This is a genomic window from Halorubrum sp. Hd13 (assembly GCF_002252755.1).
Classification (GTDB): Archaea; Halobacteriota; Halobacteria; order Halobacteriales; family Haloferacaceae; genus Halorubrum.
Map to the genome: position 1 here is coordinate 39,906 of NZ_NHOY01000078.1, position 20,721 is coordinate 60,626.

General features: G+C 55.5%; 19 protein-coding genes. 12 read left to right on the plus strand and 7 right to left on the minus strand.

Annotation, left to right across the window (positions count from 1 at the left end; all coding sequences use genetic code 11):
- Positions 1–75: 75 nt before the first annotated feature.
- Positions 76–777: a methyltransferase domain-containing protein gene (locus tag DJ81_RS10555; RefSeq protein WP_094589628.1), complete on the minus strand. Its 702-nt coding sequence runs from the start codon at positions 775–777 to the stop codon at positions 76–78.
- A gap of 191 nt (positions 778–968) precedes the next feature.
- Between DJ81_RS10555 and DJ81_RS10560 the strand changes: the two genes are divergently transcribed.
- Both DJ81_RS10560 and DJ81_RS10565 read left to right on the plus strand, forming a co-directional pair.
- Complete coding sequence (locus DJ81_RS10560) at positions 969–1,934, plus strand: glycosyltransferase family A protein (protein ID WP_094589630.1); 966 nt, start codon at positions 969–971, stop codon at positions 1,932–1,934.
- Between the two features lie 86 nt (positions 1,935–2,020).
- Entirely contained in the window at positions 2,021–2,962 is a 942-nt protein-coding gene (locus tag DJ81_RS10565) for a hypothetical protein (RefSeq protein WP_094589632.1), read from the plus strand.
- A gap of 64 nt (positions 2,963–3,026) precedes the next feature.
- Here the strand turns inward: DJ81_RS10565 and DJ81_RS18810 are convergent, their stop codons facing one another.
- Positions 3,027–4,202 carry an O-antigen ligase gene (locus DJ81_RS18810; protein WP_170938298.1) on the minus strand — a complete coding sequence of 392 codons (1,176 nt, stop codon included), beginning with the start codon at positions 4,200–4,202 and terminating at the stop codon, positions 3,027–3,029.
- A 125-nt stretch (positions 4,203–4,327) separates the two neighbouring features.
- Between DJ81_RS18810 and DJ81_RS10570 the strand changes: the two genes are divergently transcribed.
- Positions 4,328–5,431: a glycosyltransferase family 4 protein gene (locus DJ81_RS10570; RefSeq protein ID WP_094589634.1), complete on the plus strand. Its 1,104-nt coding sequence runs from the start codon at positions 4,328–4,330 to the stop codon at positions 5,429–5,431.
- Positions 5,432–5,564: 133 nt separating this feature from the next.
- Entirely contained in the window at positions 5,565–6,458 is an 894-nt protein-coding gene (locus DJ81_RS10575; RefSeq protein ID WP_094589636.1) for a hypothetical protein, read from the plus strand.
- Here the strand turns inward: DJ81_RS10575 and DJ81_RS10580 are convergent.
- The gene (locus tag DJ81_RS10580) at positions 6,455–7,552 is read right to left on the minus strand and encodes a glycosyltransferase (RefSeq protein WP_094589638.1); all 1,098 of its coding nucleotides are present in this window, start codon (positions 7,550–7,552) and stop codon (positions 6,455–6,457) included. The genes DJ81_RS10575 and DJ81_RS10580 overlap by 4 nt on opposite strands.
- Before the next feature lie 152 nt (positions 7,553–7,704).
- Complete coding sequence (locus tag DJ81_RS10585; protein ID WP_321166812.1) at positions 7,705–7,935, minus strand: MarR family transcriptional regulator; 231 nt, start codon at positions 7,933–7,935, stop codon at positions 7,705–7,707.
- Positions 7,936–8,428: 493 nt separating this feature from the next.
- Between DJ81_RS10585 and DJ81_RS10590 the strand changes: the two genes are divergently transcribed.
- From DJ81_RS10590 to DJ81_RS19215, 5 genes are read left to right on the plus strand one after another with little or no spacing between them, the layout of a single operon-like run.
- Positions 8,429–8,743, plus strand: a complete 315-nt coding sequence (locus DJ81_RS10590; protein WP_094589640.1) for a PadR family transcriptional regulator — start codon at positions 8,429–8,431, stop codon at positions 8,741–8,743.
- Positions 8,740–9,216 carry a hypothetical protein gene (locus DJ81_RS10595; protein WP_094589642.1) on the plus strand — a complete coding sequence of 159 codons (477 nt, stop codon included), beginning with the start codon at positions 8,740–8,742 and terminating at the stop codon, positions 9,214–9,216. The genes DJ81_RS10590 and DJ81_RS10595 overlap by 4 nt, the downstream gene beginning before the upstream one ends.
- 47 nt (positions 9,217–9,263) lie before the next feature.
- A complete protein-coding gene (locus DJ81_RS10600) occupies positions 9,264–12,125 on the plus strand; it encodes a plasmid replication protein RepH (RefSeq protein ID WP_094589644.1) in 2,862 nt (953 codons plus the stop codon).
- On the plus strand, positions 12,125–12,382 hold the full coding sequence (locus tag DJ81_RS10605; protein WP_094589646.1) for a hypothetical protein: 258 nt from the start codon (positions 12,125–12,127) through the stop codon (positions 12,380–12,382). Before DJ81_RS10600 ends, DJ81_RS10605 begins: the two co-directional genes overlap by 1 nt.
- The gene (locus DJ81_RS19215) at positions 12,375–13,025 is read left to right on the plus strand and encodes a restriction endonuclease (RefSeq protein ID WP_170938299.1); all 651 of its coding nucleotides are present in this window, start codon (positions 12,375–12,377) and stop codon (positions 13,023–13,025) included. The genes DJ81_RS10605 and DJ81_RS19215 overlap by 8 nt, the downstream gene beginning before the upstream one ends.
- Before the next feature lie 167 nt (positions 13,026–13,192).
- Here the strand turns inward: DJ81_RS19215 and DJ81_RS10615 are convergent, their stop codons facing one another.
- From DJ81_RS10615 to DJ81_RS10625, 3 genes are read right to left on the minus strand one after another with little or no spacing between them, the layout of a single operon-like run.
- Complete coding sequence (locus DJ81_RS10615; RefSeq protein ID WP_094589648.1) at positions 13,193–13,600, minus strand: hypothetical protein; 408 nt, start codon at positions 13,598–13,600, stop codon at positions 13,193–13,195.
- Position 13,601: 1 nt separating this feature from the next.
- The gene (locus DJ81_RS10620; RefSeq protein ID WP_094558200.1) at positions 13,602–13,862 is read right to left on the minus strand and encodes an AbrB/MazE/SpoVT family DNA-binding domain-containing protein; all 261 of its coding nucleotides are present in this window, start codon (positions 13,860–13,862) and stop codon (positions 13,602–13,604) included.
- 49 nt (positions 13,863–13,911) lie between these two features.
- Positions 13,912–14,676: an agmatinase gene (locus tag DJ81_RS10625; protein ID WP_249269117.1), complete on the minus strand. Its 765-nt coding sequence runs from the start codon at positions 14,674–14,676 to the stop codon at positions 13,912–13,914.
- A gap of 232 nt (positions 14,677–14,908) precedes the next feature.
- On the opposite strand from DJ81_RS10625, the gene DJ81_RS10630 reads away from it, so the two are divergent.
- The 3 genes from DJ81_RS10630 to DJ81_RS10635 are packed head-to-tail and all read left to right on the plus strand — an operon-like array spanning position 14,909 to position 19,184.
- Positions 14,909–16,534: a hypothetical protein gene (locus tag DJ81_RS10630; protein ID WP_249269118.1), complete on the plus strand. Its 1,626-nt coding sequence runs from the start codon at positions 14,909–14,911 to the stop codon at positions 16,532–16,534.
- An 18-nt stretch (positions 16,535–16,552) separates the two neighbouring features.
- Entirely contained in the window at positions 16,553–17,164 is a 612-nt protein-coding gene (locus DJ81_RS19665; protein WP_249269119.1) for a hypothetical protein, read from the plus strand.
- A gap of 22 nt (positions 17,165–17,186) precedes the next feature.
- On the plus strand, positions 17,187–19,184 hold the full coding sequence (locus DJ81_RS10635) for a hypothetical protein (RefSeq protein ID WP_249269120.1): 1,998 nt from the start codon (positions 17,187–17,189) through the stop codon (positions 19,182–19,184).
- The last annotated feature ends 1,537 nt before the right edge of the window (positions 19,185–20,721 follow it).

The following is a 20,721-nucleotide window of genomic DNA, read 5'->3' on the forward strand; positions in this document are numbered from 1 at the left end:
AGTAAATTGTTCTCCGGCATTATGATCTGTACTTAGGAGGTAATTCAATTAAACACACAATAGGTTATTTTAGTGTTAGAGGTCTGTTCCTGAACGAAAAACCATCAGATTCTCTTGAATCCAGATAGCCTCTTCAACTTCAATTCGATTAACAAGGGTTTCGACATCTTGTGAATCATATTCAAATCCTCGTGACTCAAATTTATCGCACCAGTATTCTGGTGGTTGTTCATTAACATGGTGTGTACCACCCTGCCCCGGAGGAGCAGCGGTCATTACTATCGTATCGCTGGACTTGGTAAGGGTATCTACAAGTACGTCCGCATACTCCTCTGGGAGGTGTTCAGCAACTTCAAAACAGAATGCGATATCGTAGGAGCGTTCAGGATCGTACGGCTCCCGAAGGTCATGCTCTACGAGATGTTCGACCGGTACAACGGCATACTTGAAGGCATCTGAGTTACCCTCTACACCTTTGATCTCGATATTTTCTTCGTAGAATAATTCAAGATGGGCTCCGATAGCACATCCAAAGTCAATAACGCTATTGGGTTCAAAGTATTCACGAAGCGCGCGCGATACAGAATGTGCATCAGACCGCCATGGGTCTTCTCGCCGCTTAGCATAATAATTTTCTTCGTAGATTGTACTAGGATCAACGAGTTTCATCGAATCAGCAATACTGAAAATCTGTTCCCTAGATCTCCGATAGATCGGTCGTAAAACAGCCAACACGGGCTGAGGAGCGTATCTGGAAATCCACCCGACTATACTCATAGCCTGATATACGAAACTGTTACTCTAAAGTGGTTTCGTTATCGAGAATCATTCAAGATGCAGACAAATGTCACTTCAAACGAGTTCTACGAGAACAAGACGAAGTCACTCGATCTGTCCCTTAGTAGAGAATTAAAACTTCATCGTCACATTAATTCTGAATGGCACCAGAATACAGGTAATTCGTATTCATGGCACAAACTGTATCCGTAGTAATTCCAACCTATGAACGCCCTGAGTTCCTTCCAGGTTCAATAAAGACTGCGGTAGAACAAACGTACGACGATATCGAAGTAATTGTTATCGACGATGGCTCTAAAGAATTATATGCTGACAAAATGGTTTCTGAATTCTCTGAGTCAGTGAGCTGTGTTCGTCATGAAGACAACAAAGGATTATCCGCAGCCCGAAACACAGGGATTCGAAACGCCAATGGCGAATACATCGCATTTCTCGATGACGACGATCGCTGGCACAAGACGAAAATTGCTCGCCAAGTGGAGGCAATCAAAAAAGACAAACAGGTCGGACTCGTTACTTGTCTAGTAGCATCGATCTCACCGGATAATGAGATTATTTACTGTGAAACCAGTGCCCCGGACGGAGATTGCTCTGAAGAACTACTGATCGGGAATTCGATCGGGACACCATCACGGGTTCTCGTCCGGCGCAAAGCGATCAACGATGTTGGAGCCTTCGATGAATCCTTGCCCACAAAACAGGATTGGGATTTCTATATGCGGTTATGTCAGAATTGGCGGGTTGGAGCTGTTGAGGACTATCTCTGTTTTCGAACGATCCATGAGAGCATGTCGAGTTCTCCTGAGTCATCAAAAAATGACAACGAAACGATCCTAGACAAGCATAAGGCTCGAATACGCGAGAGAGGATTGTGGGATCTGGCCAGAGCGGAGGTCGCTGAGCGGGTTGGGAGAGCGTATCTCAAAGGAGGAGATCTGAAGACAGCCCGGCAACATTTGCGAGATTCTGTTTCGTTGGACCCAACGGTACGCCGCCGGATTTTGCTGGGACTCTCGTATACTCATCCAAACATCGTTAACAGAGTCACAGCATTGAAACGTGCCGTACAATTGCGGCAGAGTGATTGCTCTGAACTGGATTTGAATTCAGCGGAGGTTCCTGGTCTGGAATTGTGAGATCATCTATGGGAGATCTTACCTAGTTCAAAGTCCACGAAGGTTATATATCTCAAGCCGAATCCCGAGATATCAGCGAGTGACAAATGGATTCAAAAGATCGGTTAATAAGGGCATTCAAAAGCCCAAAGCTCTTTCTCCGGGGATTGAATCGTGCGTATCACCGTCGTGGAGGACTTCGATCAGAGAACACAGCCGGCATAGACGTATTCGACGAGGACTGGGACACACTCGTCGTTCTCGACGCTTGTCGATACGACATGTTCGAGGAAATGAATCACATCGAAGGGGAGCTCACAGCGAGGGAATCCAAAGGATCATCGACATCCGAGTGGCTCCGCACAAACGTCGACGGTCGCGATCTACGCGATACGGTTTACGTTACGGCAAATCCCCAACTCGAACGCAACCGTGAGAACTGGGATGTCGACTTTCACGAGGTGATCAACGTCTGGCTCGACGAGGGTTGGGACGAAGACACCGGAACCGTACTCGCTGATACGATGACTGAGACCGCGATAACGGCACACGAGCAGTTCCCACAGAAGCGTATAGTGGTCCACTACATGCAACCACACTATCCGTTCGTTTCGTCCGATACGGAGTTCGATAAGGAGCACTTGGCATCTATCGAAAGCGGTGAGGACGAAGCGACCGGAGAAAACGTCTGGGCACAGAAGTTCACGGGTGAACTCGACCAGACTCGATCAGAGCTGTGGGATGTATACACTGCGAATCTCGAGTACGTATTGAAACACGTTGAGGACCTGCTTACCGAGATACTGGGAAAAACGGTTATTACCTCTGATCACGGGAACTACGTCGGTGAACACGCGTCACCGATACCTATCCGAGAGTACGGTCATCCTAGAGGATTATATGAGGAACCAGTTACGCGTATTCCCTGGTTGGAGGTTGTTCAGGGGGAACGGCGACAAATTCGAACAGGAGTGACCAACGAGATAAGTAAAGAAATTGACACAGACAGAGTTACGGAGAGACTCAAAGACCTCGGATATCGGGGTTAACATGATAGATGGGACTAATTTTGTCACATCTCAAAAATTCAAAATGAAATATGATCTCAGGTTATCAATCCGGATGAGTAGCCGTAATGGAGTATCCCATTAGTAAAGCGATGATCGAAGAGCGCATTGCTACTCCCACGAATGAAAGAGAATTAAATATTTGAACAAATACAAATGAGACAAGCAACATCGCAAGTATAACTTGCGAATCGGTGGTAGCCTGTCGAGTAGCACTGATGGGAATTCCGAGTGACAGTATGGAATAAAGGCACCCACCAAAGAGACCAAACGCGGAGAACATCCGTAAATATGAATTGTGAGGATTACCCACGATGTCAACTACTCCTGTGAAATTATATCCGAAAAATGGCCGCTCCTGTAGTGCTAAAATACTTGTTGTCCAAAGTTCCCGACGATTATTAAGCGAAACTTCTGTGAGGAATTCCGGACCAGGGAATACGTTAAACATCATTAAAAAGGCAATGAGTAGACTGGAAAAGCCACTGATTACTGCGAGGGTCATAAACTCTCTACCTAGTTTTGTGTATACAACATAGATAGCTAGTGCCGCCAATAACGCAATCCATCCTGTCCTATAATTTGAGAACGCTAGTCCCAAAAGATTCAGGACCAATATAAGGGTCGTGTACGAACTGCGATCAGTCTTCCATTCGTATAGTGAAGCGATAGTCGCGAAGAGAGCAAAAGAACCGAGCTGATTCGGATTGACAAACACACTCATCATAGGTTGTAAACTTGGATACCAATACAGTTGACTGCCCCATAGGGACACATCTATGAATCCAATACCGAAGGAAAGTCCAAAATATGGAAGAAATCCTAGCACAACTAGAAAGGCACCGAGTCGGCTACCAATAAGACAGAATTGACGAAAACTGAAGACCTGAGGAAGAATAATTAGATTCGCAGTCGTAAAAGTGAGTAAAGCCAGAAGACGAACTACGTCACCAAGAACTGGATTAAATAGTGTTCGAAAAAGGATGAGTGACGCAAATAATAAAAACCAAAGAATATAAAACTTATTTACAATCTTTACTTGATGGATATAAATAGAGAAGTACAACGAAATTACACCATATACGATTGCTATAGTTATATACGCTGACCTAGTAGATATGGTTGTGTTCTGTAATATGAGAGAACAAAATAAGAATAACAATAATAGTGGTGGATAAATTGAACCAATCTTTTGTCGTTGAGATTCCCAAGTGACTCCCACAAGGTCATCGATAAAGTGTTGAATCATAAGTACTGTGTTTCAGTTTGATCCTCTACAAACAGATCGTCGTGATCAAAGTTATAAAGTGCGAATTTTTATTAACCCACCAGAATATCTTAAGTAAAATGCCAGATGTTCTATATCTCGTCAATTCGATTTCATCAACATCAATTCCAGTTGAAATCGCTTCTGCTATCAACGAGTATACTTCTTCAAACGTTACGGTCGGCGTTCTTATGGAAAATTCTAATAATAGACTCGATCCAGATGTCCAAGAGATGGAGCTACCGATAATATTCTTCGGAGGATCTGGGAATTTCGATATCACTCCCTACCGACGGTTATGGGATCATCTACACGATAAGAAATATGACATAATTCATCCACACCACAATTTTACTGGATCAATTGGGAGACTCATTGGAAGATCACATCAACTCTCAGTTGTGAATACAGAACATAATGATATTCAACATTTTTCTCTGCCACAACGGCTTGTGAATACGGCTACCTTCTGGTTACCACAAGTGAACGTTTACAACTCGGAGAGTACTCTGTCATCACTGGGACCAGTCGAGCGATGGCTTTCAAAGCGCAACGAAGTCATTTACAATGGAATTGATATCGAACGTATTAGCAAAAGTAAGGATCATGAGCTCCCCGTTGATCTTCCAAACAAACTGCTGATCACAAATGTAGGGGTCATGACGGAACAAAAGAACCAAAGGAATATTCTGAGAGCTGCTCGACAAATGAAACAAAGGTCAGCAGCCGATAACGTTCACTTCGTCATCGCGAGTAGTGGACCGCTCGAAAAGGAATTAAGAGATCTCTCTTCCCAACTCGGTCTTTCAGATCTAGTGACGTTCACGGGCTATCTTCCCGAACGGGAGCAAATATACAGTCTACTTCACCAGTCAGATATATTTCTCACACCATCAGTGTATGAAGGGTTTTGCGTAGCAGCCGTGGAAGCGATGGGTTGTGGTTTACCTGTGGTCGCGAGTGATATAGATGTCTTCCGCGAAGTTATTGGGGAACACGGGATTTTTGTCCCACATGATGATCCGAACGCGATCGCGACTCAGCTAATCGAGATCAGCTTTGAGATCGATAGTGAACGTGTTCAAAGAATGCGTGAGAAGCTACGTCAAAGAGCGATTTCAGAATATTCCTTGAAAGAAACAGCATTTGCTTATCACGAATTGTATACTGAGATTGCTAAGTGATTCTATCTTTCTGAAAATGAGTTTTTGAAATGAATCAATGTCAAAATAGAGTAGCAATTAGTACAATCAGATCCGACTCGAGATGTCTATTAAATTCCTCCATTTTAATTATGGTGACGAGAATCCGGACGTAATGTTTGAACGAGTTCGCAAAACGATCAGGTTCCCCGAAGCAGCCAAGCGAAAAGCTGCTGCGACTCTCGTCCGTCCTTTCGTGTCTGGTTCGTTTCCCGAGGAATCCCACGTCGATACTGATTGGGACTATCTGATCATCCTCGACGGGTGCCGATACGATACGTTCCAGGAGTACAATCCGTTTAGTGAGTCAGCAACGGAGGGAACCTCGAATGCGAGCCACACGACGGACTTTCTGGCAAGAAATCTAACTGGGGACCAGTCGGACACGGTGTACGTGACCGCGTCTCCTCAAGTAACCAAGTGTGAATCGAGGTTCCATAAGGTCGTTCATGTCTGGCAGGACGCGTGGGACGAGGAACTACGAACGGTTCCACCACAAAGCGTAACCGAGTCAGCAATAGAAGCCCTCGAGGAGTATCCGGACAAGCGGCTGATCGTACACTACATGCAGCCGCACTATCCCTTCATCGGCCCTACCGGACGCGATCTGGAGACGCACGCCACGTTCACGGGAGGACTCCGAAAACGAGAGCATCCGTCCATCTGGGAGATGTTGTCTTCGGGGGAGGTCTCAGAAGATGAGGTCAGAAGGGCATACGAGGAGAACCTCGAGATCGTACTCAACGAGGTCATGGCGCTAACTGACCGGATCGACGGGAAGACGGTGATCACCAGCGATCACGGAAATCTGTTCGGAGAACGCGTCTCACCACTTCCGGTGAAGATCTATGGACACCCCTCGAACTTACCAGCGAAAGGTCTCACCTCAGTACCGTACCTTGAGCTAGAACACTACGAACGACGATCGATCTCGAAGGGTGATCGCGAGGAGCAGGAAGAGGAACACGAGGAAGTGAAGTCGAGACTCGAAGATCTCGGATACGTCTAATCAGCGAGTTCCTCTAGTGACGTAGTCGTCTGAGTAACCGTTCGTGCCCAACTACACGACCCGGTAAGACTCACTTCATAAGTCGGATCGCCGATCGAAGACACGAGCTGTTTCACGAGTTCGTGTTCGTCCTCGGTCTCGATCAAGTGGAGGTGTGGATCGTCCAACTCGCTGAGTTGCGAGAGGTCCGAACAGACGATCTCCAGCCCGCTCGCCATCGCCTCCAACACCGTCCGCGGCACGCCCTCCGCCCGGCTCGGCAGTACCAGCACGTCCCCGCTCCGGTACACCTTCGGCATCTGGTCGTAGGGCACGTGCCCGAGGAACGTCACCGCCTCCTCGATCCCCAGCTCTGCCACCTGCGCCTCCAGGTCCCCGCGTAACGCCCCGTCGCCACACAGGTACAGTTCCGCGTCCGGGTACTCCGCGATCACCTCCGCGAACGCCTCGACCGCGAGCCACGGCCGCTTCCCCTCCGCGAACCGCCCGACGAACAACACGACCGGCCCCTCCGCGTCGATCAGATCGCTTTCGGAGCCCTCCGGCGTGAACCGCTCCGTGTCGATCCCGTTCGAGACGACCTCGATCCGCGAACTCACACCTAGGTCCCGCACGCGCTCTTTGTCTATGTCGGTGTAACAGAACACCACGTCCGCCTGGTCGAACGTCCACCGGCCGAGCGTCTTCAGGTACACCGAGAAGAGCCGCTCCGGCGCGTTCTGGCTGTACAGCCCGTGGTTGGTGATCGCCAGCGGCAGGTCCCCGAGCCGCGCTTTCAGCGCCGCGAGGTTCGTCACGAAGTAGCAGTGCGAGTGCGCGTGGATCACGTCGAAGCCCTCGCCGTCAGCGTGCCACAGGTACCGCGCCACCGCGGGCGAGACGTCGTTCCCGAGAAGCGTCACGCCCGGCGAGACGTGCAGGATCGTGTACCCGTCCGTCTCCTCGACCCGCGGCAACGACTCGTCCTCACGCGTCGTGAGCACGGTTACGTCGTGGCCCATCGCGGCCTGGTCTCGCGACATCGCGTGAACGTGGTAATCCCCGCCGCCCTTCGTGTCGGGGTAGATCCACGGCGCGACACGGAGAATTCGCATTACCGGCTCGTACCCGACGCCCGCGTACAAACGTACCGGTTCGGGTTAGTCACGCGTCTTGTTAACCAACAACTGCTCTCAGATTGGCCAGGTGTTGGTTAAGCGTGATTTGCCAACTCAGAGTAATCCACACAGATTCAGAAAAATACCGTTCACCTGTCTATGCCAGTATCTTCAGCTAGATCGTCATGTGCGTCCTCACCATCTTCATTAATATACTTCCAATGTTCAGTGTCCAGATGTCCTTTGAGATATGCCTCACCGTCTTCAGAGATCATATAGACACCATTACCTAAGCTTTCGAGGAGGCCTTCTTCATCCAATTTCTTACACCTTCGATCAACATGCTGTCTAGAGTAAGGTAGAGATGCCTCTGTAGTCATCTTCGTAGGTGTTGTCGGCTTATTCTCATGAAGGAACTCCAAAATCCGATCGTCAAGAGAAGTCATCCACTTGCCTGAGTGCCTCATAGAGCACATATCCAATATCACAGTCTATAGTACGGACGAATAGCACTTATAGGCTATACAAAGCACATTTCGAACTATACCGTCAAATATATGTTACCAGAGGCTAACCGTTATTATACGGAACCCGAGTGACGAACCCTCGGCTCGTGAGAAAGTGTAGAAACCCCGGCCGCGGTGCTGGAACACCCGGCCAGGACGGGTTCTGTGTCGTACCACAGAACCATGCTGATACTGGCAACTGCAGGGCTTAAGCCCTGCGAGACGACTGACGGATCGAACAGTAACAACTCCGGCTGTAGTTTGTGTCTCAAACCAGCGGACGGCTACGACGCTGCCTTCGACGGCCCACTCTGTACACCGTGTGCTGCGACACGCAGCATCGACAAGGACACCGTGGAGGATCATAATGTCTAGTCCCACCGAGAGCGACGCCATTTCGCTTGCCGATCTCTCAGCCGCCCACCGCGACCTGCTGTGGATACTCTCACAGACCGGCCCCAGCGAGAGCGGCCCACTACACCACGCACTCACCGACTACTACATTGACGGCATCGACCACACCCGCGTCTGTACCATCCTCGAGGAGCTCATCGAACGCGACTTCGTCACCAAACACACCCACGGTTCCCAATACCGACTCACCGAATCGGCCCGCCGCGCACTTTCCGCGCGACAGGCGTGGCAAACTGCCACCCACAACACGGAGGGAGGCCACGAATGACGCGCTCCAACGACCCACTAGCCGCAGACCTCGCCAAACTCACACGCAGCTCACTCGGCACCGGCAACCCGATCTGCCAAGTCTGCGGCCAACCGCTCCACGAAGGCGACGACATCACCGCCTACGCCTACCGCGCGGCGGGCGAACCCGCGTACGCGATCGGCTACATCATGTGCGGCTCAGATAGCCACGAACACCCGACCGTCTTCACCCGCGGTGTTCGCGAGTACATCCTTACGGGTCACATCGGGACGTGTTCAAACACCCGAACACAATCCACAACGTTCGTCCTCCTCGATCCGACCCCGGTCGTCACGAGTCCCACGACAACCGCTGAGCCACACGTCCACCCGGACGCCCCAACACCACGAGAGCCAACCCAGCCAACACAGCAGGAGCCAACCCCGCTTCTTACCGCTGTTCAAGAACACGCCCGCTCCGATGGTGGCTCCCCACGCGAGGGGTCGGAGTGATGCTGGCCGATCTGACTCACCAGCCCACCACCAGCAGGTGATCGGCGGTGGGAACACGCCAGCCCGCGGCCCGGAAGCGAGGGGTCCGGCTTGTCAGCCACACCACAGACATCTCCACTGAGGGGATCACCTGTCCAGCAGTCTCGCCCCGGCTGACCGAGTGGATACCGGACCTCCTCGCCAAACTCCGGCCACGCACCGAGCGAACCGTCCGCGAGTACGCCACCACCGATCCGTGGCGGACGAGCTCACAGCTCCTCGCCAAAATTCTGCCAGCGTGGCAACAGACCGAGGACCCGTGGACCGACGACGTCGCTGAAGCCGTCGCGTACACGCGCGCCATCACGACACTTGCGCTCATCTATGGAGATGAACCCACCAGCACGCTCAGTCCGTACCACCAACAGCGGTACACTAATCTCACCGACACAGTCACCAGCATCGGGACGGGCCGTGGTCCAGTCAACGCCGACCTCGGGGCACTCGCGAAAGGACCAGTCGCACTCCATCGCGAGCTCGACGCCCAACCTACCGCCCTCACGCTCCTGTTGGACGGCGACGCTTGGACCTCTCTTACAGACCGCCGCACGGGCGTCCGCGCACTCGCGGCGATCGCCGTCCTCGCCGACGGGTTCGACGTCAGACTCGTCGCTTCCCCCAAAGTCCACCGACATCTCTCGAAGCGGTATCCCAACTGGACCGGGTGTCACCTCGATCTTACTGGCAGCCGGGATCGGTCCCCCCACACCGACCACGCCTCCCAGACTGCCGCGGCCGCGTGGGAGGCCATCCGTGATCTCGACACCGAACCTGGGAAACGCCGGCTCCTCGGGAACCTCAACCCTGAGTACGCCCGGAGCTACCGCGATCTCACCAACGACCACGCGATCGATGTCGCTGAAGGCACCATTAGCAGATACGTCCTCGATCTCGAAGACCGTGAGTTAGTCACGATCGACCGCCGTGGCCAATATAACACCGTCCAACTCACCGAGCTCGGAGAGCGAGCCGTCCAGCAGTGTCTCGACGACACCTACGACCTCGTCCACCCGAATCAGCGCCGGCTCGATGAGAGTCTTACTGCGACCCCTCAGGAATCTACAAGTACAGTGTCGCCCCGCCGGGCAGGTAGGGAGACACCCACTCCCGACGAGTGGGTGGCGGCAACCGGCGACCCCGACGCAGACGCCGACTACGTCCAGTGGCTCAATACTGCTGAGAACGCCCCAAGCAACCTTCACGAGCGATTCAGCACCGTTTCCCATGACGATGCTATCACCCTCGTCGACGACCAACTCCACTCGTTCGACGACGGCCGTGTCGCGTACCTCAGTCACACCGATGGTGAAACCCTCGTTGTGCTCCAGTGGGGTGGGCCCCTCGCCACCCTGGGACGTCTCGCAAGCACCTTACTGAGCGAGAAATCCCTCTCCAAAATCCTCACTCCCTCACGGCTCGGCCACGAATTCGAAGCGATCGACGACGACACCCAGGCGTATCCCGTAGACCGTATCCTCCGGCGTGGTCACCAAGTGGGCTGGTACAGCGATTCAGAAACCACCTACGGAGCGTGGCGTGAGCGAATCACAACGGTTCGAGACCAACTCCTCGCACAAGTCGCCGAACTCACAGACAGCGACGACACCGCCGCCCGCGCCAACCTCTTCGAAGATCTCCACGGCCTGATCGCCTCAGCGACCCAGCTGTATCACGCAGCCGGTATCGATCTCACGACTACCATCAGAGTGCCCGATACCGACGCCCTCGCACGCAACACCACCCAACGACAGGACCTCTGTGGGTTCCTCGCCAAGACGGCCCCTAAACAGTCCGTCTACGGAATTCACTCGGGCTACCGCATGCTGTTCGAAGACCGGCCCGCAAAGCTGTGCCGGCGACTCCCCGCCGAAGCGGACCACGACGCGAGGATGGATCTCACCATGTCGTGGGTGGTTGCCGGCCCGACGATCACGGAACTCCACGACGACATCACTGCCGCCCTCGCAAGCGAACTCACGACCGTCCGGGAAGCGATCGCCGACGGCACTGAACCCGCACCGACACTCGAAATCCCGGTCGTCGACGGGACGACCTACCCCGCCATCCGGCGGGTGATCGACGAGGTCGCGATGACCCACGACACCCAGTGGACACCCCGCGAGCGCCAGCGGCTCGTGCGGCGCTGTCTACGCTCGTTCAGCCCGGCGGGCACCAACCAAGCGTGTCCGTACGACGTCGTGGTGAGCCTCTTGAGAGCGCTGAACGAGTCTCAAACGCCGACGCTGGGCGCAGTCGAGCGCGCAGCGGCCACACTCTCACCGGAGCGCTTCCGGCCCGAGCTCACGCCGACAGCGACGAAGCTGTACGCCGCCCTGCTGCGAGCCGACGAACCACTCGGCCGCTCGGAGCTCATCGAGCAAGCAGAGATCTCCGCGAGCAGCTATGACCGTCGCCTGAGCGATGTTCGCGATCTGGACCGCGTCACGCCCGTCCAGCAGGGGGGCCACCGGCGGTGGGCCACGACGACTCCGACACCATCCCCGAAGACACCCCCTGTGACGGCGTGGCTCCCGGCGAGCAGCGATCAGCCCGCGCCGCCGCTGGTAACGCACCGACAGTCAACCATACCCGCCGGGCCGAACAGCCCGCCTCCTGACTACACGGAGAGAGGCAATCGCGGTAGATGGGACAGACAGCCACCGATTGCGATTCCCACCGAACCCGGCGGCGACACCGATTACACCACACGTCCGATGACGACCACCAACCAGAGCCGACAGCCGAACAGCCACGCCAACCAGGTCCCAGACACCCGAGACCACCCAACCGACATCATGACACCGACACCACACCCGACGACAGCAGTCGCGACCCCACAAACACGGCTCTCGAACGGGGGTGAGCAGTAATGAGCGACCAAACACTCGACCTAGAGACCGTCATCAGACGCGATCGCCCGACAGCGACGGACGGGAGTATCCAGGTCAGCACCGACAGCACCGACGTCACCGAGGGATCGCGTGTCCTCCTTGGCTTCGGCGATGACCGTGAGGTCACCTTCGCCGTACTCACGCCGACAGAAGCCAAAACGGTCGCAATAGCCCTCGAAGAGGCAGCCCAGCAGGCAGACGCCGCTGACACCATCGAGAACCCAACCGATGAGTAACGACATTCCCGATTTTACGGACGAAATTGACACCGTGGGCACCCCAGACGGCGAGGAACCGGACCACGATCCAACCAACGGCCGCTGGCTCGAGACGCGGGTCGCCGAGACACTCGAGCAGTGGGGGTACTCCACAGCCCGCAACGAGTACTGCTTCGGGCTCGAAACCGACGTGATCGCCCGCCGAGACGAGCTCCGTTGTGATCCTGACGATTTCCTCGTCGTCGAGTGTAAAGACTGGCATCAAACCCCGGTCCAGCGGGACGCCGTCGAAGCAGTCGCGCTGCGGGCCGCGCTCACGCGAGCAATGCCCGTCCTCGCTGTCGCGCGCCGCGTAACTGAGAGTGCGTGGCAGTTAGCGCAATTGCTCGACGTGCGGATTATTACCGAGCAGGATCTCGACAAAGACCAACTCCCACCGCTCACCAAACGCCGGCCTCCGAGTGGAACGCTCAACGCGCGGCGAGAACCGATCGTCCGAGACGTGCGTGACCGGTTGCCGCTTCTGCTCTGCCGTCGAAGTGGACTGGATATTGAAGCTCCCGTCTTCCACCAAGTTGATAGCGGCCCCTGTTACGTGCCGGATCGAACAGGGAACGACGCGTACGTCGACGCCCACGATAGCGACTACGAGTTCGGGTAGGGGTGGACGCTGAAGAGGCCACTCCCCGGTGCATTACTCCATCCTACCGCTCGGGCTGACGTCCTCGCGCTTGAGGGTGGGGCTTCCTGCTTCCAGGACGCGCGTTACAGACACAACGGTGTCCACAGGGAGTGCGGTCCCCACAGGTAAACGATGGAAGAGAAAAATCAGTCCCAGATCGTCTTGTAACCGGCGTCACCGATAACACCGTCAGTCGTGAGGATCGCATCAGTCTCCTGTGCCCGGTGACTAGCGATGATCAGGCCGTCGTCGATGCTGAACTCACCAAGCAATTGGGCGTATTCTGCCAGCTCCGCATCACCGACAGGCGCGACCGAGATCGGTCCGTTTCCAACCAGCGCTTGACGGGCGTCCTCCGGTGTCCCCGTGAGAGAGATGCCCTGAACGTCCTTGTCGCGGGAAACCGAGTACAGCACTTCAGCGATCGCCGTACTCGGTGTCTCGATGACCGTTTCCCCGGCTTCAGCTTCAGCGAACACCTGGTCAGCCTCTCGCGGGAGCGCGTCGACGAGATAGACTAGCAGCGAGACGGCGTCAGCAGTGTATGCTGCCATTTCAGGCTTCCTCGTAGTTCCGATCACGGCGATCTCGGACGCGCTGGCCCAACTCCTCGGCGATCTCCTCGCGCTTCGCATCCGAGGTGTCGTCAGGAACGAGCATCCCGCGTCCGCCGGTACGAGTACGCTTTTTCACCACGATCCCCTCATCAGTGTCCATCCAGACGACCTCGTCACCGGGATTTAGGTCGTACTTCTCGCGGAGTTCGTGAGGGATCGTCGCTTGGCCCTTCTCTGTGACACGGGTAGACTTACTCATACGTAGTAATACCAGTCGTAATACCTTAGTCTTGCGGAGGGTAATCGATTCACCATGCTGGATTGCTCAGGGTGACATCGTCCTCCGAGACAGCATTCACCAGGCCAACGAGATGGAGCCAAGCCCACCCGAATAGAGATGCCACACCTGCGCGGAGACTGGAGTCGCTCACAGCGGCAAGCTGGGGCTCAACAGACAGTCCACTAACGACGAGGCTCACCCCAAGCAACCCGAACACGACCCCACTAATTCCAAAAAGAGAAGCAGCAGTCTGCTGTGCGGACGTGAGATTCGCATAAGCCGCGGTAAACAACGTCAGAACCCGCTGATAATTTTTAATTGGTTTATCCGGTTCTGTGTGATCAGCCTCGTGGGTCGCTGTCGGAACATCGAGTTCCGGCTGTTGTAAATCAACACCAGAATCTTCGACAGCGACATCAGTCGTCGTCGAACTGACCCAAGAGTCAGCAATAGTGTACCAGTACGGTCGTCCAGTCGTATCGGCATCAAGATAGCCGTACTCAGCGAGTGTATCCAAGTCCCTACGCAGCGTGTCTTCTGTCACAGCAAACGCCTCGCAGTCGGCCAACTCCTGAACACAGACTGTTCGTGCCTGCTGGTCGGTCGGCTCCCGACTGCGGTCGTCGCCCGGAAAATAAATGATCTCAACAATCTCTTTCGCCCGGGATTTCACCCGAGAAACCGGTTGCTGATCAGATCCAATCCGGTCGTCACGACTGATAGCAGCTTGTATCGCTTCGACAGATGAGGGACAGTCCTCTCGCTCGCGTCCCGTCTCTGAGACGGCACCCATCGCGAGTGTGTTCCCACTGATGGTAATAAGATACCCTCGGTGAAGATATCAGTTTTGAGAACCGACTGCCTGATTCAATATACATCTTTCGGAGATTCGACTTTCGAATTCGAGAAATCGATTTTCATAATCCCCCCGTCAGTGCCCAGCGCAGGATGTACGAACCACCAACCTGTCGTGGACACACCACGGCACGACGAACCAACTCTCCGTCACAGTGGAGGTGGCCCGTATGAGCCAGCAAACACTCTCGACGGGTACCGTTGAACAGTTATTCAATCGGCATGAAACGCGCCCGGAACTGTGGATCGGCGAACTCCAAAGCGGGCGCGTAAGACAGGATACGGTTCACACAACACCACCGGTCGATCCCGTATACAGAGACAAGCTCGTACACGAGACGGGTGATGAAATCGCGGAGGCAATCACAAAACTCATCGAAAAGATAGACGCGCCAATTGAAGTACTAACGTACCCGCGGCCGGTATCGCGTACAGATGTGGATACTGCGGCGGTGCTGTGTCATGCGTTCCATATCAGTCCGCATTTCGTCGATGGCCGCGCGATCCAGGCTGACGTCACTGACTTCGACGAGCGGGTGCTGCAAAACGTCCTCGACGTCGCCCACGAGAAAATCGCCGATAGCTTCCCCGACGTGTACAATGTCGAGGTGGGCGATCTCGATCTTGACCCGATCGCGACCGGTGGACCGACCGCCACATGCCGGCTTGTCAACGAGGATGCCGAAGAACTCGCTGGCGTTGGCAAAGTCAATGCGGAGATGATGGAGCAAACATACGACGCACTCACGCACGCGCGTGAGCCGTTCGTTCACCAGCTCATCGCTGAACCCGATGGCGGGAAAAACTACATTACATCTCGGCTCGCAGCACTGTCGTCCAACCACACATACCAAGGGGATCGCGGACTCGCCCGACTCGTCAAGGAGGGGGCATCCGAGGATTTCGGTCGGCTGTTTAAATCGATCGGTCTCACGTCGAATTACAACATCGACATCGAAGACTACCTTCACATCAAATACGACCAGCAGGTCAACGGACAGACCGCCCACACGGTCACTATCAGAGATGCGATGCGAAAACGGTACGATACGAAATACCAACACCGGCGCAAAATCGAGAAATTGAAAAAAATTGTGTTGGGCCATCCTGATTTCCGACGACTGCTCAACGGCTCAACAGGCTGGAAACAAGCGGCAGAAGATCACGGGTACTACGGCCGATTCTGGATCCCGCCGGCGGCAATTAGCTACTTCACAAAACGGTACGCACACTACTACGACATCGATCCGTGGACGTATTCGCCGGTCCGAGAAGCGCCAGAGTTCACGCCGCGTTCGGTACGCGATATCGATGTCAAGACAGACTGGGAGACGCCCGGACCGACCGTCGACGCTGAACAGCGACACCAGACCGATGGAACTGATGGCCATCTGGAACTCGGCGACAGGTTCATGACATTTGCGCGTGCCCGCGGCGACGAGATCGGCCGTGTCGAACAAGACGGGGATTCGCTGCCGGATCAGGAACTCACCACCGATGAGGACTACATTAATACCCTCGAAAAGCAGGTCGACAGCGACGTGGTCAACGTTGAACCGGAGTACGAAAACAAGACCAAGCCGGCAAACATCCTCACGAACGTCGAACGTGCGATCGCTGCGGACCGGCACGTCATCCTCGTCTGTAAAAGCGAATCGGCCGCTGACCGCGTCTATGAGATGCTCTATGCGACGTATAAGAGGCTAACAGAACACGGCGTCAAAACGTATCAGGGAGACGCAATCCCCGAAATCGACGGAAAAATGCTCGTCACAGCCGAATCGGAGTCAACATGATGTATCACGCCCGACGGCATGCTCGTCTACGTCATCGACGGCGAGATCGTCAGCCGGTGTCCGACTGAGGCAGATCTCACCGAGGTCGACCACGGCTGTGCGACGGCACAAAAAGAAGATGGCAAATACATCGTCACCACCCGCGACGGTGAGACGCTGACCTACGAGAGCAGAACGGCGTTCAAACGAGAGTGGAGCCGGGTCACGACGCCCCACGTCCCGATCGACATCAGCTACCTCCAGTACGTGACGATTATGTACGAGACGGGTGCGGAACACAAAGACAGCGGTGACTTCGTCGAATATGAAGCCACGCCGGAGTGGGAGCGCGCCGGGGGTAAAATGGACCGGTACAAGGAGTTCGGAAGCGAGGTCAAAGACACGTTCCTCACCGAGACTCCTGACACCGAGCTCACCACGAATGAGTGTCATTCGACAATGATGGGAGTCTACCGGTGGTGTACCAGCAAAGACGCCCCGGACACGGCTAGATTCGGTGGAGGATTACCCGACATCGACCGAAAAGACACGTCCGACGGAAAGAGAGCGCTCGATGGCTACAGCTGGGTGTTCCCCCGCGGACTCGTCTCACCGCATCTCGCCGGTGTCGACGCTGACCTCTCGCTGTAGTCGCTGGCACCGATTTTTAATTATGTCGTTAGAACGAAGCTTCCTGCGACTTCGCTGGCCGGGTGTCGATATTGCCGATGAGCGACGCACGACACCACTGCGTGATGACCTCGCCCGGGCGGTGTACACCGCGACCCGCCAACCGGATGATCTTGTCGAGGTGACCATCCACACCGGCGCACAATCACAAGAGCTGCTGTTGGCGGCAGGGAACCGAACACTCGAAGCGAACTACCCGCTCATCCGGGCCGCCCAAGATGAGCTCCCACAAGAGATTGGGTTTGAGATCGTTGACGCAACGAAATTGGGGCCCGTCCCCGCATTGACGGCGTGTCTCCTCGGCCCGGACACACCAGCTACAGAAACGACCCGCGCTCAGTCCGCCCGAGACCCGGAGCTGTCTCCGCCACGAACGGCACTCCAAGAGTATCTTGAGACGCTCATCGACACCGAACTCGCGCATGTGATTCGGATTCTCGTCCGAAACGCGGGCACCGATCGAGAGGTAGCACTCCGCGCAGCAATATACGATCCCGACCGCCAGTGGGTGAGCGACAGCGACTACGCCGCCACGCTCAATGACGGCACCATCGACCCGGCGACGTATTTCACCGATGACGCAATCACGTCGTCATGGCGCCTGCCGATTGACGTAACGTGGAGCGTGTCGGCAGATGCGCCCGTGATCGGCGAAACCCATGAGACGCCGCGGCTGTATCTCGACACCGACAAACTCCGTGGACTCGGGCGCGACGAGACCCACCGACCGGACAGCCGCCGCCGACTCGCCCGCAGCCCCGAGGCGTTCGATGCCTCGCGAGACCAAACAGTAAGCCAGTCCCGACAGCGCGCATACAGCTCCCTCGACGTCGATCCGTGGCTGACAGTCGACGCCGAGACGCTGCCAGCGTTTCTCGCGCACGTGCCCGCCTACTACGACCGGGATCGATGGCCACGACGCGCTGGTTGGGAGCCGTTCAGCTACAGTGTTGAATCCGTGCTTCGCGAGGCACCGGGGACGGCCCCTGGCGCAACAGCCGATCGAACGACACCAACGACCGACCCACTCGACGCGCTCGATATCGACGCCAGCGACGACCACACCGAAGCCGCAGTCACATGGTTACACACACGAGGAAAGCTTCAAGATCCGAGCTGGTTCCCCGCTGCCACGGTCGAACTTGTCCGCCCCGGCCTCGCACGGCCAGTCAGTATCGGCACTGACGAGACGCTCGCTGCCGGGGATCTTATTGCGCTTGTCAGCGCCGCCGCTCGCAAGGAGACGACCGCGTACATCGTCGTCGACACTGAGGAGACGGCTAACCGCGCCGCCAGATTGCTGGCCCAGCCGTTCCGCGAGCCAACGTCGGAGCGAGTGCGGCTGTATACGGCCTCAGAGCCGATTAGGGCCGATGGAGCAATGGTAGTGTTCCCGCGGTCGGCTGGCCCGCCGACGTGGTGGCTCCGGCCTGACGGCGCGCTCGAGTTGTACAGCGGTGAAAAGCGGCTCAGGGAGTGGGTACAGCCGTGGACAGCCGAGACACTCGTCGCCTCGCTCCCGACCAGTCGCCGCGGTGACGACGCGTACGTCGTCCGTGATGCCGACGGCGACCATCGCACGGAGTTTCAAACAGCAGACGATCTCGCAGCGTCGTGGGCGCCACTTCCAGCGCCCGTTGCGCCGGCGTTTCTCGCAACCGGGCTGTATCATGGAACCATCCTGACGCCAACGACCCGCGGATTCCAAGAGTACCACCACCGACCAACGTGGGTTACAGAAGATAATCCACGGTACAGATCGCCGTCAGTTATCGAGGCGGTCGTCGACCGATTTCTCAAGGAGTACACTGTCCCAACAGACGCTGATCCGCTTGAGGTCGACCAAGTGTTTCCACGGCTTTGTACCTGGCTGCGAACGATTGATCCATACGGGCTCGAGTTCGATCTTGATCGCGATCGAATCAGCCATTACATCAACGACCAGCGTCAGTGGCGGTATCCGCCGTCCGAGTCAGGGTAGCCGTCACCCCCGTCAGCGCGTACGCAACTGACAGAGGTGCTACCCAAAATATCTGATTTCTGTTACAAAATTAAAACGGAAACGCAGCGCCAGCAGCACCCGTGTGCGACCAGCAGCAACCCCGAACGAGCGGCCCACCCCCGGACCGGTTCCGTCGGGGTCTCGAGGCTCAGTGAACAATATATAGTAACTCCCACAGAGCCGCCAGTAGTCGGACCGCACCACCGGCAGCAGCAGCCTGTGCGGCAGTACGTGCTTACCGCACCAGCATCACCAGAAATCGCACTCAGGCGGCGACACAGCAGCAGCAGATCCCGACTAATATAGTAGATGTGGTTCCCAAATACAGCGGTGATAACGCACTGCGTACGACTACCAACTCAGGGGGGACCCAAGAATCCGCACCTGACTGGCGACCGCTGTGGAAAGAGAGCGATCGATGGCGAAACGCGGCCGCACACTGGGTCCCAACCGAGACGGTAGAGTGGATGCTCAGTAGGTCGCACCCCAACCAGATATACCTATTTTCTGATATAACCTCGGAATGGGAGAGTAAGCAGTGTGGCCGCTCGGACGACGTCGCGAGACAGCGGTAGCAGCGTCGATACTGGGGTCAAGTCCTGACCGACAGCCGGAAGGCCAAGGACAACTGGTGGATTTGTGTCGCACTACAATCGTCGGAGACCGATAGTTGCGGCCCCATCTGTCCCCGTCGTATCAATCCAGTTCCCCTGATAGATGGAGACTGGTGAGGATCGTCGCAGAACAGGTGTGTTTGCGTGGGACCGTCAGTCCAAATGAACGCATGACGACTTCGGTCCCGTACTACCGAGTCTCAGGACAGTCCAGTTGGCTTGACCCGCAGTGGGGGGTGTATTTCGGGTTCGTAGTGAACAGTAGTGTCCCTTTAGTGTGCGTGACTTCGGTTAGGGGTTGTGGGCCGACTGTATTCAGCCGCTCATCGACTGGTGTCGCCGTCGAGTCATGGTGATAGGGGAGTACTGCGGGCCATCGCCAGTTCGGGCCCAATCTGAAAGGAGGGGTGCTCAGTGCGCTTCAGCCGCCGGTGGCTGTGTCCCTTCATCCCGGGTGGGCAATTCGTTTCGATCCGGCTGTTCGTTGGGTCCTTCCTGTCTTTCTCACAGCCCCCGGCGCACTCACTACTTTGACGACAACTACTATCTCAGTCGGTAACTGGTGCTGCTGTAACCACCCCGTCCGGGGATTTAGCAGGAAACTGCTCCTGATGACTCGAGGTAGAGCGATGCGCTGCTGCCGATGCTGCGGTAGGTATTTGTCGCCGACAGAGGTGGGTTAATTCCTAGAAACACCGCTCTTTGTATTCACAAAGTCGATCAGAGTATTCGAACTGACGACCACCAGTTAACCGTCCTTCGTGGACTTAGGGTCGTCCCGATTGACAGCCGTGAATTTTGAGCCCGTTACACCCATCGGGGTCTGTGGATCACGTCGTTGAACGTGGCATAGGGCTGTCGCACAACTTCAATAGAGAGATATCGGTCTTGGAACGGTCAGT

Bases quoted from the DNA above. Each gene is read 5' to 3' on its own strand.
- DJ81_RS10555 (WP_094589628.1), bottom strand. From the start codon at position 777: ATGAGTATAGTCGGGTGGATTTCCAGATACGCTCCTCAGCCCGTGTTG.
- DJ81_RS10560 (WP_094589630.1), top strand. From the start codon at position 969: ATGGCACAAACTGTATCCGTAGTAATTCCAACCTATGAACGCCCTGAG.
- DJ81_RS10565 (WP_094589632.1), top strand. From the start codon at position 2,021: ATGGATTCAAAAGATCGGTTAATAAGGGCATTCAAAAGCCCAAAGCTC.
- DJ81_RS10570 (WP_094589634.1), top strand. From the start codon at position 4,328: ATGCCAGATGTTCTATATCTCGTCAATTCGATTTCATCAACATCAATT.
- DJ81_RS10575 (WP_094589636.1), top strand. From the start codon at position 5,565: ATGTTTGAACGAGTTCGCAAAACGATCAGGTTCCCCGAAGCAGCCAAG.
- DJ81_RS10580 (WP_094589638.1), bottom strand. From the start codon at position 7,552: ATGCGAATTCTCCGTGTCGCGCCGTGGATCTACCCCGACACGAAGGGC.
- DJ81_RS10585 (WP_321166812.1), bottom strand. From the start codon at position 7,935: ATGACTACAGAGGCATCTCTACCTTACTCTAGACAGCATGTTGATCGA.
- DJ81_RS10590 (WP_094589640.1), top strand. From the start codon at position 8,429: ATGTCTAGTCCCACCGAGAGCGACGCCATTTCGCTTGCCGATCTCTCA.
- DJ81_RS10595 (WP_094589642.1), top strand. From the start codon at position 8,740: ATGACGCGCTCCAACGACCCACTAGCCGCAGACCTCGCCAAACTCACA.
- DJ81_RS10605 (WP_094589646.1), top strand. From the start codon at position 12,125: ATGAGCGACCAAACACTCGACCTAGAGACCGTCATCAGACGCGATCGC.
- DJ81_RS19215 (WP_170938299.1), top strand. From the start codon at position 12,375: ATGAGTAACGACATTCCCGATTTTACGGACGAAATTGACACCGTGGGC.
- DJ81_RS10615 (WP_094589648.1), bottom strand. From the start codon at position 13,600: ATGGCAGCATACACTGCTGACGCCGTCTCGCTGCTAGTCTATCTCGTC.
- DJ81_RS10620 (WP_094558200.1), bottom strand. From the start codon at position 13,862: ATGAGTAAGTCTACCCGTGTCACAGAGAAGGGCCAAGCGACGATCCCT.
- DJ81_RS10625 (WP_249269117.1), bottom strand. From the start codon at position 14,676: ATGGGTGCCGTCTCAGAGACGGGACGCGAGCGAGAGGACTGTCCCTCA.
- DJ81_RS10630 (WP_249269118.1), top strand. From the start codon at position 14,909: ATGAGCCAGCAAACACTCTCGACGGGTACCGTTGAACAGTTATTCAAT.
- DJ81_RS19665 (WP_249269119.1), top strand. From the start codon at position 16,553: ATGCTCGTCTACGTCATCGACGGCGAGATCGTCAGCCGGTGTCCGACT.
- DJ81_RS10635 (WP_249269120.1), top strand. From the start codon at position 17,187: ATGTCGTTAGAACGAAGCTTCCTGCGACTTCGCTGGCCGGGTGTCGAT.